The sequence below is a fragment of the Knoellia koreensis genome, from assembly GCF_013041615.1.
GTDB lineage: Bacteria > Actinomycetota > Actinomycetes > Actinomycetales > Dermatophilaceae > Pedococcus > Pedococcus koreensis.
Genome location: NZ_JABEPQ010000003.1, coordinates 186,213 through 199,772, shown reverse-complemented (window position 1 = coordinate 199,772; position 13,560 = coordinate 186,213). Strand labels below are relative to the sequence as shown.

Annotated in this window: 13 protein-coding genes; 9 read left to right on the top strand and 4 right to left on the bottom strand. The window is 71.1% G+C overall.

Annotated elements, in window-relative coordinates:
* The first annotated feature begins 125 nt into the window (after positions 1-125).
* Positions 126-566, top strand: coding sequence for a MarR family winged helix-turn-helix transcriptional regulator (locus tag HJG52_RS14530; RefSeq protein ID WP_171244343.1), 441 nt, complete (start codon positions 126-128; stop codon positions 564-566).
* Positions 563-1,480 carry an LLM class flavin-dependent oxidoreductase gene (locus tag HJG52_RS14525; protein WP_171244342.1) on the top strand — a complete coding sequence of 306 codons (918 nt, stop codon included), beginning with the start codon at positions 563-565 and terminating at the stop codon, positions 1,478-1,480. The genes HJG52_RS14530 and HJG52_RS14525 overlap by 4 nt, the downstream gene beginning before the upstream one ends.
* A 107-nt stretch (positions 1,481-1,587) precedes the next feature.
* Here HJG52_RS14525 and HJG52_RS14520 read toward each other — a convergent pair whose 3' ends face one another.
* The 4 genes from HJG52_RS14520 to HJG52_RS14505 all read right to left on the bottom strand — a co-directional run bounded on the left by HJG52_RS14520 (position 1,588) and on the right by HJG52_RS14505 (position 5,853).
* Positions 1,588-2,211, bottom strand: coding sequence for a DsbA family oxidoreductase (locus HJG52_RS14520; protein ID WP_171244341.1), 624 nt, complete (start codon positions 2,209-2,211; stop codon positions 1,588-1,590).
* A gap of 152 nt (positions 2,212-2,363) precedes the next feature.
* Positions 2,364-3,287 carry an AEC family transporter gene (locus tag HJG52_RS14515; RefSeq protein ID WP_171244340.1) on the bottom strand — a complete coding sequence of 308 codons (924 nt, stop codon included), beginning with the start codon at positions 3,285-3,287 and terminating at the stop codon, positions 2,364-2,366.
* Positions 3,288-3,297: 10 nt separating this feature from the next.
* Positions 3,298-5,205, bottom strand: a complete 1,908-nt coding sequence (locus HJG52_RS14510; protein ID WP_171244339.1) for a propionyl-CoA synthetase — start codon at positions 5,203-5,205, stop codon at positions 3,298-3,300.
* A 93-nt stretch (positions 5,206-5,298) separates the two neighbouring features.
* Positions 5,299-5,853, bottom strand: a complete 555-nt coding sequence (locus tag HJG52_RS14505) for a hypothetical protein (RefSeq protein ID WP_171244338.1) — start codon at positions 5,851-5,853, stop codon at positions 5,299-5,301.
* Positions 5,854-5,900: 47 nt separating this feature from the next.
* Here HJG52_RS14505 and HJG52_RS14500 point away from each other — a divergent pair, with 47 nt between their 5' ends.
* The 7 genes from HJG52_RS14500 (at position 5,901) to HJG52_RS14475 (ending at position 13,547) form a co-directional block, all read left to right on the top strand.
* The gene (locus HJG52_RS14500; protein WP_171244337.1) at positions 5,901-7,412 is read left to right on the top strand and encodes a PucR family transcriptional regulator ligand-binding domain-containing protein; all 1,512 of its coding nucleotides are present in this window, start codon (positions 5,901-5,903) and stop codon (positions 7,410-7,412) included.
* An 81-nt stretch (positions 7,413-7,493) separates the two neighbouring features.
* A complete protein-coding gene (gene speB / locus HJG52_RS14495; protein WP_171244336.1) occupies positions 7,494-8,537 on the top strand; it encodes an agmatinase in 1,044 nt (347 codons plus the stop codon).
* The gene (locus tag HJG52_RS14490) at positions 8,534-9,982 is read left to right on the top strand and encodes an APC family permease (RefSeq protein ID WP_171244335.1); all 1,449 of its coding nucleotides are present in this window, start codon (positions 8,534-8,536) and stop codon (positions 9,980-9,982) included. The genes speB and HJG52_RS14490 overlap by 4 nt, the downstream gene beginning before the upstream one ends.
* Complete coding sequence (locus HJG52_RS21720; RefSeq protein ID WP_171244334.1) at positions 9,979-11,598, top strand: N,N-dimethylformamidase beta subunit family domain-containing protein; 1,620 nt, start codon at positions 9,979-9,981, stop codon at positions 11,596-11,598. The genes HJG52_RS14490 and HJG52_RS21720 overlap by 4 nt, the downstream gene beginning before the upstream one ends.
* Positions 11,595-11,963, top strand: coding sequence for a cupin domain-containing protein (locus HJG52_RS21355; RefSeq protein ID WP_206070846.1), 369 nt, complete (start codon positions 11,595-11,597; stop codon positions 11,961-11,963). The genes HJG52_RS21720 and HJG52_RS21355 overlap by 4 nt, the downstream gene beginning before the upstream one ends.
* 120 nt (positions 11,964-12,083) lie before the next feature.
* Positions 12,084-12,206, top strand: a complete 123-nt coding sequence (locus HJG52_RS21350; RefSeq protein WP_277352164.1) for a hypothetical protein — start codon at positions 12,084-12,086, stop codon at positions 12,204-12,206.
* A 27-nt stretch (positions 12,207-12,233) separates the two neighbouring features.
* Positions 12,234-13,547, top strand: a complete 1,314-nt coding sequence (locus HJG52_RS14475; protein ID WP_171244333.1) for an exo-beta-N-acetylmuramidase NamZ family protein — start codon at positions 12,234-12,236, stop codon at positions 13,545-13,547.
* The last annotated feature ends 13 nt before the right edge of the window (positions 13,548-13,560 follow it).

Sequence of the window (13,560 nt, the reverse complement as noted above, 5' to 3'; positions counted from 1 at the left end):
TGAGGAACCTCCGTGGTGAAGTGTGTGAAGACACAGGTGCGGGAAGACAACAGACCTCACAACGGTTCACCTAGTGAAGTTATTTCTTCATTCAACCAAGTATTCTGGGAGGCGAGGAGCAGACCATGGCAGCCACGCGGCATACCCCCGCTCGCACGGGCGACGACCAGGCGCGGCTCGACGCGCTCGACAGCCTGCTCCGGCTCGGCATGGAGCTGCGCCGGCACGTCGAGACGGTGGCGCACGACTTCGGGATCAGCGCACCCCAGGCGAGGCTCGTCGTCACTCTGTCCGAACCCATGCGGATGCAGCAGGCCGCCGAGGCGACCGCCTGTGAGCCCTCGCACCTCACCGCGCTCGCCGACCAGCTCGAGGGCGCCGGCCTGCTCACCCGCAAGCCCGATCCGACGGACCGCCGGGCCCGTCAGCTGTGCCTCACTACCAAGGGAAAAGCGTTGCGCACCAAGCTGGTTCCGGCTGTGGTCGACGGGGCGCCCGTCGTGGGTCGCCTCGACGGCGGCCAGTGCGGCCGGCTGCGCTCGCTCATCGAGATGGAGGAAACATGACCTTGCAGACCCGGCCCCTGTTCGGCTTCGCGGCCGACGTGCCATTCGGCCAGGGCGCCGCGGCCGAGGCGGTCGTCCAGGCCGCGGAGGCGGCCGGCTTCGATCTCTTCTCGATCACCGACCACCCTTACGGCGCACAGTCTTTCGAGCCGTATGCCGCCGTTCCCTACCTCCTGGGTCGCACCAGCCGCATCTCGGGTTACGTCGGCGTGACGAACCTTCCGCTGCGTCCCGCGCCGATGCTGGCGCGGACCGTCGCATCGATCGCATCGCTGTCCGGTGGCCGGTTCGCGTTGGGTCTGGGCTCCGGTGGCTACTGGGAGCACATCACGCGGATGGGGGTGCCGCACCTGACGCCGCGGCAGGCCGTCGACGCCTTCGACGAGGCGATCGACGTGGTGCGCAGGCTCACCGGCGGGCCCGGGCGGCCGGTCGACTTCGAGGGTGAGCACTACCGCGCCGACCACCTGGCGCCGTCGGCCGTGCCGACGCCGCCGATCTGGACCGGATCCGGCGGTCCGCGAGCCCTCGCCATCACCGGCCGCAAGGCCGACGGGTGGATCCCGCCGGGCGGCGCAGACTGGACCACGCAGGTCTACCGCGAGGGCCGCGCCCGCATCGACGCGGCAGCCGGTGAGGCCGGTCGCGACCCCGCCGAGATCATCACCGTCGTCAACCTCGGCACGCCGATCCTGACCGCGGCCGACGTGGCGCAGACGCGCGGACCGGACGGACGGTTCGTCGGTGGCTCGGCGCGGCAGTGGGTCGAGGAGCTCACCGGGGCGGTGTCGGCGCACGGCATTGCCGGCTTCAACGCAGCGGTGCTCGACGAGAACGGCTCGATCAACCTCGACACGATCGCGCGGTTCGGCGCGGAGGTCATCGCGCCGGTGCGCGACACCCTCGGCCGCTGACGGCGGCGTCAGGGGTTCGACGGCTCCGGCAGGGCGCACGAGTCGTCGGTGCACACGGCTCCGTCGACAGCGTCGCCGCCGACGACCTGGATCGGATGCTCCTTGGCTCAGACCTCGTCGAGGGCGGACCGGAAGGTCTCGACCGGCTGCGCGCCGGAGACGGCGTACTTGCCGTCGATGAGGAAGAACGGCACGCCGCTCACGCCGATCGACTGCGCCTTCGACTCATCGGCGCGGACGGCATCGGCAAACTCGTCACCGGCCAGCACCTCGCGCACCCGGTCCTCGTCGAGTCCCACCTCGGTCGCCACCGCGACGAGCTCATCGACGTCGCCGGCCTTGAGGCCGCGGGCAAAGTAGCCGCGCATCAGGGCGGCGAGCATCTGGCGGTCGAGCCCGCTCTCACGGGCCAGGTGGACGAGCCGGTGGGCGTCGAAGGTGTTGGTGACACTGGCCTTCGTCGTGTCGAACTCCAGGCCGACCGCGTGAGCCTTGTCGGCAATACCGCGCTGCATGGCGGTCACCTGGGCCGGTGTGGTGCCGAACTTCGCGGCCAGCGCGTCGACCATGGGACGGTGCTCGTGCGGCGCCGCGGTGGGGTCGAGCTCGAACGCCCGCGGCACGATCTCGACGTCGTCGCGGTGCTCGAAGGACTCCAGGGCCAGCGCCAGGTGGCGCTCACCGAGGTAGCAGAACGGGCAGGCGACGTCGGACCAGATCTCGATCTTCATGCCACTGCCAAGTACTTCAGTCACACAACTATTCCGTCGGGTGTGTCACCTCGCGCCGCCGCCGCTGACCGCGTTGCGTCTGCGTTGCCGCGAGTCTTCGGAAGAATTCCGACGTTCCAGCGTCGGAATTCTTCCGAAGACTCGCAAGCGCGTCAGCCGAGGAGCCAGGCGAGCAGGAGGATGACCGGCACCGAGCCGATCGTCGTGATGAGGATGGTGTCGCGGGCCAGCACCGTGGCCCGGTCGTAGCGGGTGGCGTGGACGAAGATGTTCTGTGCCGTGGGCAGCGCCGAGGTCACGACGATCGCGAGCAGGGCGTGCCCCTCGACGCCCAGCACCACGCTCGCCACCAACCACGCGACCACCGGCTGCACCAGCAGCTTGAGCGTCGACGTCGTCGCCAGCTCGCTGACCGACCCGGCCCGTCCCAGCCCGGGCCCGAGGCGCAGCGCCACTCCGTAGGCCACGAGCATGCTCGGCACCGCCATGTGCCCGAGCAGGACGAGTGGGTCCTCGACGATCGTCGGCAGCGTCCACCCGGTGACCGACAGCACGACACCGAGCAATGATCCGACGGTGAGTGGGTTCTTCAGGGGGCGCAACGCGAACTGCCACCACGGCATACCCCCTCCTCGAGCATCCGAGTCGAGGACTGCCAGCGCCACTGGCTGCATCACGAGCAGCTGGAGGAGCAGGGTGGGAGCGACGTATGCCGCGTCGCCGAGGACGTAGCTGGCGACCGGGATGCCGAGGTTGCCGGCGTTGACGTAGGCGGAGCTGAGCGCTCCGATCGTGGTGTCCCCCAACGGCCTTCGCCACACGAGGCGGGCCAGGGCGATGTAGATCCCGGCGGCCACCACCACGCCGGCCACCGAGGCGACGAGGTTGGCGGACAGCACCTGGTGCACGTCGGCCCGGCCGAGCGTGGTGACCATGAGCGCCGGGCTCGCAACGAAGAACGCGATGCGTGACAGCACCTGTTGGGCCCCGGCATCGACGATGCGCAGGTGCGCGAGCAGGGCGCCGACGCCGATGACGACGCCGATGGTGACGAACCCGGTGATGACTCCCTGCACGCCCGACAGGCTAGGCGGGTGGGCGCAGCACCGGCGTCAGGGTCTCAAGCACTGTCGCGTCCTCGATGGTCGACGGCACGGTCGGGGTCTTGCCGTCGGCGATCTCGCGCATCGTCTTGCGCAGGATCTTGCCTGAGCGCGTCTTGGGCAGGGCAGTGACGATGTCGACCTGCCGCAGCGAGGCCACGGCCCCGACCTCGTCACGGACCCGCTGCACCAGCTCGGCCCGGATGCGTTCGCCGTCGGACTCGGCCGACACCCCGGACTTGAGCACCACCAGCCCGCGCGGCACCTGGCCCTTGAAGTCGTCGGCCACGCCGATCACCGCGCACTCCGCCACGGCCTCGTGCCCCGCCAACGCCGCTTCGATCGAACCGGTCGAAAGCCGGTGTCCCGCAACGTTCAGCACGTCGTCGGTGCGCCCCATGACGAACAGGTAGCCGTCCTCGTCGACCATGCCGCCGTCACCGGTGAGGTAGTAGCCGTCGAACGCCGACAGGTACCCCGAGACGTACCGCTCGTCGTCGCCCCACAGCGTCGGCAGCGTCCCCGGGGGCATCGGCAGCTTGATGCAGATCGCACCCTCGGTGCCCGCAGGCACGGGGCGGCCGTCGTCGCCCAGGGTCTCCACGGCATACCCCGGCACGGGGACCGATGGCGAGCCCGGCTTGATCGGCATCGGCTCCAATCCACGCAGGTTCGACGCGATCGGCCACCCCGTCTCGGTCTGCCACCAGTTGTCGACGACGGGCACGCCGAGCCGCTCGGTGGCCCACTCCCACGTGTCCGGGTCGAGCCGCTCACCCGCCAGGAAGAGGGTCTCGAGCGAGGACAGGTCGAGCGAGCCGAGCAGCTCACCGGAGGGGTCGTCGCGCTTGATGGCCCGGTATGCCGTGGGGGCGGTGAACATGGCCTTGACGCCGTAGTCGGAGATCACCCGGAAGAACGCGCTCGCATCCGGCGTTCCGACCGGTTTCCCTTCGTACAGAACGGTTGTCGCGCCGGTGAGCAGTGGCGCATACACGATGTAGGAGTGGCCGACGACCCAGCCGACGTCGCTCGCGGTGAACCACGTGTCACCGGGGTTGATGCCATAGACGTTCGGCATCGACCAGCGCAGCGCGACCGCATGCCCGCCGTTGTCCCGCACGATTCCCTTGGGCCGCCCCGTGGTCCCTGACGTGTAGAGGATGTAGAGCGGATCGGTCGCGTCGACGGTGACCGGGTCGGCGGGCTCGGCGTCGCGCATGACGTCGTCCCACTCCATCTCCTCCCAGTCGGTGTCGCGCACCCCGACGTCGGCCGGTGCCTGCTCGCGCTGGAGCACGATGACGGCCTCGGGCTTGTGCTCGCTGCGATCGAGGGCCGCGTCGAGCAGCGGCTTGTACTCCACCACCCGCGACGGCTCGATGCCGCACGACGCAGACACGACCACCACCGGCTTCGCGTCCTCGACCCGCGCGGCCAGCTCGGCGGGCGCGAACCCGCCGAACACCACCGAGTGCACCGCACCGATCCGCGCGCACGCCAGCATCGCGACGACGGCCTCGGGCACCATCGGCATGTAGATGACGACCCGGTCGCCCTTCTCGACACCCAACGAGGACAACACGCCGGCGAACCGCGCCACCTCGTCGAGCAACGCGGCATACGTGATGGTGCGCTTCGTGTCGGTGACGGGGCTGACGTAGTGGATCGCCGCCTGCTCTCCGCGTCCGTCGCGCACGTGCCGGTCGAGTGCGTTGAAGCTCGTGTTGAGCGTGCCGCCGGTGAACCACCGGTAGAACGGCGGCCGGTCGTCGTCGAGCACCCGCGGCGGCGGCGTCACCCACTCGATCGCCTTCGCCGCCTCGCCCCAGAACCCGTCCGGGTCGTCAAGACTGCGTTGGTATGCCGCGTGGTAGGCGCCGTCGCTCATGCCCCCATCGTCGGTGGCGGGGACCGGTGGCGCCAGCGCACCTCGGCTACAGCTCGACAAACCGGGGGCCTGTAGCGCCGAACGGTCGACCGCTCAGTCCTGCGGGGTGCTCTGGTAGCTGATCCAGGCGGACGAGTCGCGATGCCACAGCCGCACCACGGCGAAGACGCCGGCGGCCAGCAGCAGCATCGCGCTCATGCGGGCGAACGGGCCTGCCGTAGGGATGAGGCCGCCGAAGAAGCCGACGAGGGCTGCGGCCAGCAGCACGCACGAGGCGATGCGTCCCCACTTCGAACCGCGAGCCGTCACCCGCGACTGCCACCACCAGACGAGAGCTCCGAGCATGCCGACCACGACCGAGACGGACAGGCCGACGGTGACCACGGCGTCGAGGTCGTGGGCGTTGAGGGATCTGTTCTGGCTGTGCGCCTCGGCGTCGAACGCGGCGCGGAGCTGGCCTCGGGTGAGGACGGCGCGCACCACTTCGAGCAGGCTCAGGACCGCTCCCACCTGCATCGCGCGCACCGCCTCGACGGTCGAGCGGGGTGGGGTGAGCGGCTCGGTGGGGCGCCACGTCCCCCGTTCACGCTGCCCGTCAGCGGGCCCGTCGGGACTGAGGACTCCGCGCAACCGGATCGACCTGGCCATGCCCCATCCTTGCAGCCGTCGTGCGGTCGTTGCCGCATACTGCTCGCGTGCTCCTCGCCGACCTCGTGCGCGACCCCGCGCTGCACCTCGACGTGGTCGTGCCCGCCACCACCGACGACGTCCGGATCGTGGCCGCGCACGTGTCCGAGCTGGTCCGGCCGCAGGAGTGGCTCCAGGGCGGCGAGCTGCTGATGACCATCGGGCTGCTGCTGGAGGTCACCGAGGACGAGTGCGACGCGTATGTCCGCAGCGTGCGCGACGGTGGTGCCGCCGCCCTGGCGCTCGGACTCGGTCACGGCCTGCCACACCAGGAGGCGCCCGAGCCGCTCGTGGCCGCGGCCCGGCGCCACGGCATACCCCTGCTCACCGTTCCCGACGAGGTGCCGTTCATCGCCGTGACCAAGGCGGTGTTCCGAGCGCTCGCGGCGCAGGAGCAGGCGGCGATGCAGCACGCCGTCGACCTGCTGCGTGACCTCACCCGCGCCGCGACGGGCACCGACCCCCTCACGGCCATGACCCGCACCTGGGAACGCGGCACCGGCACCACCGTGTTCGTCCTCGACCGTGCCGGCCGGTCCCTCGACACCACCGGCAGCCCGCCGCCGAGCGGGATTGCCGACCTGCTCGCGGCGGTCGAGCAGAAAGGCCTGCACGGCAGCGCCCGCGACGTCACCGACCGGGCCCGGGTCGACGTGCAGCCGCTGGGTGTCGACCGGCTGCGTGGTTTCGTCGTCGTGCAGACCCCGGTCGGGGACGGTGCGGTCGGAGCCGAGGCCGACCCGGTCGCCGTGGCCGCCCTCGTCTCGCTGCTCTCGGCCGAGCTCGAGCGGCGACACCTCGCGGGTGACGCCGGTCGTCGCGCCCGCTCCGCCCTCGTCGGCCGGGCCCTCGACGCGGCCCCCGGCGCACCGGTCTGGGGGCACCTGCGCGACGCCGGCCTGCGTGGCGAGTCGGTGCGGGCACTCGTGGTGGACGTGACCGACCTGCCCGAAGCGGCCGAGCTGGCCGGTGACCTCGCCCTGGTCGCGAGCGCCGGGCTGGTCCGCCACCACGGCGGCGAGCTCGTGGTGCTCGCCGACGAGGGCACCGACCTGGCGGCGGTGGCACGCCGGTTCGCCGCGGGCCGCCCCTGCGGCATCGGTCGCCCCATGCCGCTTGACCGGTTGCGCGACACGGTCGGGCAGGCCCGCGCCGCCATGCTCGTCAGCAGGTCGACCGGTGAACCGGTCGAGCACCACGACGACCCGCTCGACACGCTGCTCGCGACGGTCTCGGCCCCGGAGGCGGTGCGTGCCTACGCCGACACGGTGCTCGCACCGCTCGAGCGGGCCGACGCCGACGGCACCCTGCTCGCGACCCTCGCGGCCTGGCTCGACGCCGGATCGGTCGACGCGACCGCCTCGCGGCTCGACGTCCACCGCCACACCGTGCGCAACCGCCTCCAGCGCATCGCCGACCTCACCGGCGCCCAGCTCGACTCGGCGGAGGGACGGCTCCACCTCCATCTCGCCGTCCGCCTGCGCGGCGACCTCCGCGATGGACGGTTGGGCCAGTCCTGACCGCACCGTTGTCCACCACGGCCATCGGCCGCGGTGCTCCGCCGGACTAGCGTCTCGCCTCACTCGACGAGGAGAGGATCCATGAGCGGAACCCACGACGGCACCACCGCACCGCGCGGTCCGGTGGACGGGTCCGCCGTTCCCCGGTTCGCGGGCCCCGACACGTTCGCGCGGCTGCCGCGGCTCGACGAGGTGGACCGGGCCGCGGTGGCGGTGCTCGGGGTTCCGTTCGACGCGGGTGTGAGCTACCGACCCGGCGCCCGGTTCGGGCCCGCCCACGTGCGTGCCGCCTCCAAGCTGATCCGTCCCTACAACCCGGCGCTGCGCGTCGAGCCGTTCGGGGTGCACCAGGTCGCGGACGCGGGCGACCTCGCGGTCAACCCGTTCTCGATCGACGACGCCGTCGTCGCCATCGAGTCCGCCGCCAACTCCTTCGCCGACGCGGACACGACCCTGCTCACCATCGGGGGCGACCACACCATCGCCCTGCCCCTCCTGCGTGCCGCCGCCCGCAGGCACGGACCCATCGGCGTCGTCCACTTCGACGCCCACCTCGACACGTGGGACACCTACTTCGGCGCCCCCGTCACCCATGGCACACCGTTCCGGCGCGCGGCCGAGGAGGGCCTGCTCGACCCGCGCCGCTGCCTGCACATCGGCACCCGGGGGCCGTTGTATGCCGCCAGCGACCTCACGAGCGACGAGGCCCTCGGCTTCCGGGTCACCACCTCCGACGACTACGAGACCCTCGGGATATCCGGTGTCGTGGAGGCGATGCGGCGGCGCCTCGGCGACGGCCCGGCATACGTCTCGGTCGACATCGACGTCCTCGACCCCGCCCACGCCCCCGGCACCGGCACCCCGGAAGCCGGCGGGCTCACCTCCCGCGAGCTGCTCGGCACCCTGCGCGGGCTCGTCGGGGCTCAGCTGGTCGGCGCCGACCTCGTCGAGGTCAGCCCGCCCTACGACCACGCCGAGATCACCGGCATCGCCGCCGCCCACGTGGCCTACGAGCTGTTGTCGGTGCTCGCCGTCAACGCGCTCCACGCCGGAGGGCGCCAGTCCTCCGAGCCGACCTCCGCACCCACCTCCCCGACAACGACGTCAGGACAGGACCAGTCATGAGCAACCCCACCACCGAGGCCACCGGCCTGCGAGCCGGCAGCGTCCGCACCGGCCACCTCGTCTTCTTCGTCGTCGCCGCAGCTGCGCCGCTGACGGTGCTGGCCGGCTTCGCGCCGCTCGCCTTCCTCGTCGGCGGCCAGACCGCGCCCGTCGGCTACCTCGTCGCCGGCCTGGTCTACCTGCTGTTCGCGGTCGGCTTCACCACGATCAGCCGGCACGTGCGCAACACCGGCGCCTTCTACGGCTACATCCGGGCGGGCCTCGGCGCCGTCCCGGGTGGGGCCGCCGCGCTCCTGGCGTATGCCGGGTACGCCCTCGGGCAGATCGGGTTCTGTGCCGCAGCGGGCCTCTTCGCGAGCAACCTGGTCGAGCTGGTGACCGGTGCGAAGGTGTCGTGGGGGATCTGCGCCCTCGTCATCGCGCTCGCGGTCGGCGCCCTGGCCTACGCCAAGGTCGAGGTCGGTGCCCGGGTGCTGGCCGTGCTGCTCGTCGCTGAGATCGGCATCCTCTTCGTGCTCGCCGCGGCCATCCTCGTCAAGGGCGCCCCGGACGGGTTGTCATTGGCGGGCTTCAACCCCGGCAGCTGGACCCTGTCGGCGCTCGGGCCGCTGTTCGTCCTCACCTTCATCGTCTACATCGGCTTCGAGCAGACCGCCGTCTACAGCGAGGAGTGCGACGACCCGCGCACGGCGGTGCCCCGCGCCACCTATGTGGCGGTCGTGCTGCTCGCGGTGGTCTACACGTTCATCTCGTGGATGATCCTCATGGGCATCGGGGCCAGCAACCTCGAGAAGGTTCTCGCCGGCGACCTGTCGGCCGTGGTCTTCGACGTCAACACGCAGTACCTCGGCACGGCCGCCACCGACGTGCTCCAGGTGCTCATCGTGACGAGCTTCTTCGCCGGTGTGCTGGCGCTGCAGAACGCCAGCTCGCGCTACCTCTTCGCCCTCGGCCGGGACGGGCTGCTCCCGCGTGCCCTCGGGCGGTCGCACCCCCGCACCGGCAGCCCCGCGACGGCCGTGGTCGTGCAGACCGTGATCGTGTTCGTAGCCATCGCCGCCTTTGCCGTCGGCGGGTTCGACCCCTACCTCCAGGTCGTGATCTGGACCAACACCCCGACGCTGGTGGCCGTGCTGGTGCTGCAGATCGCAACGAGCATCGCGGTGGTCGTCTTCTTCCGTCGCAACCCCCGCGGCGAGTCCGCGTGGCACCGGCTGGTGGCCCCTGCGTTGTCCGCCATCGCGCTCCTGGCGGTGCTCGTGCTGGTCTGCGCAAAGCTGTCCCTGCTGACGGCTCTCGGAGTCGGTGGCAACCTGCTCATCATGGTTCCCCTGGTGGTGGCGGCTGTCGTCGGCGCCGTCCGCGGCGCCAGCGTCGGACCGGTGTCCGCCGGCCAGCTCGATGACCGTGACCGCACCGAACTCGCCCTGGAGACCTACTCGTGACTTCCGCTCCCCGCTACGCCTGGTCGATCCCCGGATTTCCCATCGAACGGCCGTCAGGCGACCCGCAGCAGCCCGAAATCTGGTGCTACACAGACGAGTTCGCCTACTCACCCGGTGACCCGATCGACCTTCACGTCCACACGACGGCGGACACCTACGACGTCAGCGTGATGCTCGACGGCGCCCGGCCGCGCGAGGTGTTCCGCGCCGAGGGGCTGCCGGGCCAGGCGCACGAGACCCCCGACGACGCGTATGCCGTGGGGTGTCGTTGGCCGGTCGCCCTCACCATCGAGACCGACGGGTGGGAGAGCGGCTTCTACCTCATCGTCGTCGGGATGGAGCGCGACGGAAGGCGTTACGAGGGAGAGCACTTCGCCGTCGTGCGCCGGGCCGCCGACGCCGAGCCGGCGCCGATCGCGCTGGTCCTGACCACCTCCACCCTGCTCGCCTACAACGACTGGGGCGGCGCCAACCACTACCGCGGTCTCGGTGACGACCCCTACACGGACATCCCGACGCCGCTCTCGGCTGTGCAGCGTCCCGTGGCGCGGGGCATGCTCCGCAAGCCCGACACCGCGCCACGCAGCGCCAACCCGCACACGCCAGAGCCGGGAGAGCTGCCCCGCCACCCGGCATACGAGTGGGCCATGGTGCACGGCTTCTCACGGCACCACGCCGACGCGTTCTGGGCCACGTACGAAAGGCATTTCGTCGTCTGGGCGCAAGAACACGGCTACCGGCTCGACTACCTCACCCAGCACGACCTCCACCACGACCCGAGCGCCCTCGACGGCTACCGCTGCGTGGTCTTCGTCGGCCACGACGAGTACTGGTCGCGCGAGATGAGGGACGTCGTCGACGCCTATGTCGACGGCGGCGGGCGGGTGGCGCGGTTCGGCGGCAACTTCGTCTGGCAGGTGCGGATCGAGGACGACGGACACACCCAGGCCTGCTACAAGGACCCGGCTCTGGACCCGCTGCGCGACAGCGACCCCACGTTGGTCACGACGGCGTGGGACGCGCCGGGCCTGCAGCGGCCGCCCGGCTCGACGTTCGGCCTGTCCGGGCTCTCCGGGTGCTACATCCGTTACGGCTCAGCGGCATCGCGCGCCTCAGGAGGGTTCACGATCTACCGGCCGAACCACTGGTCGCTCGCCGACACCGACCTGGGTTACGGCGACGTGTTCGGCGCCGCGCCGGTGTGCGTCGCGGCGTTCGAGGTGGACGGCGCGGACTTCACGATGCACCGCGGGTTGCCGGTGGCGACCGGGAGTGACGGCGCGCCGGACAACCTCGAGATCGTCGCGATGGCGCCGGCCACCCGCGGCGAGATCGACCGCTGGGGCGGAACGGTTCCGCTCGGCGCGCCCGTCGCCGAGTGGGGCGGCCTCGTGGAGGCGATGTTCGGCCAGGACGTCCCGGACCGGTTCCAGGGCGAGAACTACGGCTCCGGGATGATCGCGTCCTTCACGCGTGGCGACGGCGAGGTGTTCTGTGCCGGCAGCACCGAGTGGGTCAACGGGTTGCGGTTGCGCGACCCCTACACGGAGGCCATCACCCACACCGTGCTCCGGCGGTATGCCGGCCGGCCGGCTGGGGAAGGGGACGACCAGTGAGCGTCGACGACGTCCGCGACATCGCCATCGGGGTGGGCGAACCCGTCTCACCGGTGTGGCCGCCCGGCGAGGCCAGTGCGGAGTGGGCGGAGACCGAGTGGCGCAGCTTCGGCGACGAGGCGGGCGGCCGCTTCTACGGCGGCATGTGGGAGGGCTCGACCGGGACGCTGCGGCTGCCCGACTACCCCTACGACGAGGTGTGCGTGATGCTCGAGGGCCGAGTGGCCCTGGTCGACGAGGACGGCCGGCGCCGCGAGTTCGGCGCCGGTGAGGCGTTCTTCGTGCCGCGTGGGTTCAGCGGGGTGTGGGAGACGCTCGAACCCTCACGGAAGGTGTTCGTGGCCCTGGGCCCGTTCGGGGCCTGAGGGCCGGTCGGGGAGGCGGCCACGCGGCATACCCGGTCATCTGTTGCCGGACCCCGGAGATGTAGGTAAGTTGCGCGACTAGGACGAAGTTTGTGAATCGTTCACGTCGCTGGAGGCGTCATGTCCAAACCCATCGGGTGCGGCCCCCTTCTGCTCCTGCCCCGGCCCGACGTGTCCACGAGCGCCACCGGCGGTCGCCGTGCGGTGCTCGAGCCCGTGCTGCCGCGCACCACCGCGCCCTGACCATCCCGCCCACCGGAGGAGATCCGCATGTCCGCCCTCAACCGTCGCCAACTGCTCACTGCAGCAGGGGTTTCCGCGCTGGCCGTCCCGGCCGCTGCCGCGGCCGCCAATGCTGCTGGGACGCCCGCGGCCACCAACTACCCGTCCCGCAAGGTCACCACGGGTGCCGAGGTCCAGGCCGCCAAGGGGTGGAGCGAGCTGCGCGGCCAGAAGGTCGGAATCATCACCAACCCCACCGGAATCCTGACCAACCTGCGCTCGATCGTCGACGAGATGCACGAGGCCGGCACGGTCGACATCGTCGGCGTCTTCGGGCCCGAGCACGGCTTCCGCGGCACCGCCCAGGCGGGTGGCTCGGAGGGCACCACGACCGACCCGCGCACCGGCCTCACCGTCTACGACGCCTACGGCGCGGGCGTGACGAAGATGACCGACCTCTTCCGCAAGGCGGGCGTCGAGACCGTCGTCTTCGACATCCAGGACGCCGGGGCGCGCTTCTACACCTACATCTGGACGATGTACACGGCGATGCGCGCCGCCGTCGCCACGGACGCGCGCTTCGTCGTCCTCGACCGGCCCAACCCCACGGGTGGCACCGCGCGCGGACCGATGATGACGACGGCATACACCTCCGGCGTCGGGGCCAAGGAGATCGTCCAGGCGCACGGCATGAGTGTCGGCGAGCTCGCGCGCTTCTTCGACGCGGAGTTCCTGCCGGCCGACGCGGGCGGGCGCCTGCGCGACCTCACCGTGGTCGAGATGAGTGGCTGGCGCCGCGATGTCGTGTATGCCGCGACGGGCCTTCCCTGGGTCATGCCAAGTCCCAACATGCCGACACCGGACACCGCGCTGGTCTACCCGGGCACGGGGATGTTCGAGGGGACGAACCTGTCCGAGGGGCGTGGGACGACGCGGCCGTTCGAGCTGATCGGCGCTCCCTACGTCGACTACAAGTGGGCGGAACGCCTTGCGGGGCGCGGGATTTCGGGCGTGGGCTTCCGCGAGGCCTACTTCACGCCGACGTTCAACAAGCACGCCAACCTCGTGTGTGGCGGCGTCCAGGTGCACATCACCGACACTGCGACGTTCGACCCTTTGCGGGTCGCGGTCGAGGTGCTCGTGGCGGCCAAGTCGCTCTACTCGGACTTCCAGTGGCGCTACGACAGCTACGACCCCCAGCGGCCCTACTGGATCGACAAGCTCTCGGGCTCGACCCGCCTGCGCGACCAGATCACCGCAGGCGCCTCGGCCGACGAGGTCATCGGCGCCTGGAAGGCCGAGCTCGCCGCGTTCGACGCGCGGCGCCAGCAGTACCTCATCTATCGCGGACCAGCGAACTGACGAAGGGGAGACA

Coding starts and splice junctions, on each gene's coding strand:
- HJG52_RS21350 (WP_277352164.1), top strand. CDS start 12,084: ATGTCCAAACCCATCGGGTGCGGCCCCCTTCTGCTCCTGCCCCGGCCC.
- speB (WP_171244336.1), top strand. CDS start 7,494: ATGAGCGGAACCCACGACGGCACCACCGCACCGCGCGGTCCGGTGGAC.
- HJG52_RS14520 (WP_171244341.1), bottom strand. CDS start 2,211: ATGAAGATCGAGATCTGGTCCGACGTCGCCTGCCCGTTCTGCTACCTC.
- HJG52_RS14525 (WP_171244342.1), top strand. CDS start 563: ATGACCTTGCAGACCCGGCCCCTGTTCGGCTTCGCGGCCGACGTGCCA.
- HJG52_RS14505 (WP_171244338.1), bottom strand. CDS start 5,853: ATGGCCAGGTCGATCCGGTTGCGCGGAGTCCTCAGTCCCGACGGGCCC.
- HJG52_RS14490 (WP_171244335.1), top strand. CDS start 8,534: ATGAGCAACCCCACCACCGAGGCCACCGGCCTGCGAGCCGGCAGCGTC.
- HJG52_RS14530 (WP_171244343.1), top strand. CDS start 126: ATGGCAGCCACGCGGCATACCCCCGCTCGCACGGGCGACGACCAGGCG.
- HJG52_RS14475 (WP_171244333.1), top strand. CDS start 12,234: ATGTCCGCCCTCAACCGTCGCCAACTGCTCACTGCAGCAGGGGTTTCC.
- HJG52_RS14510 (WP_171244339.1), bottom strand. CDS start 5,205: ATGAGCGACGGCGCCTACCACGCGGCATACCAACGCAGTCTTGACGAC.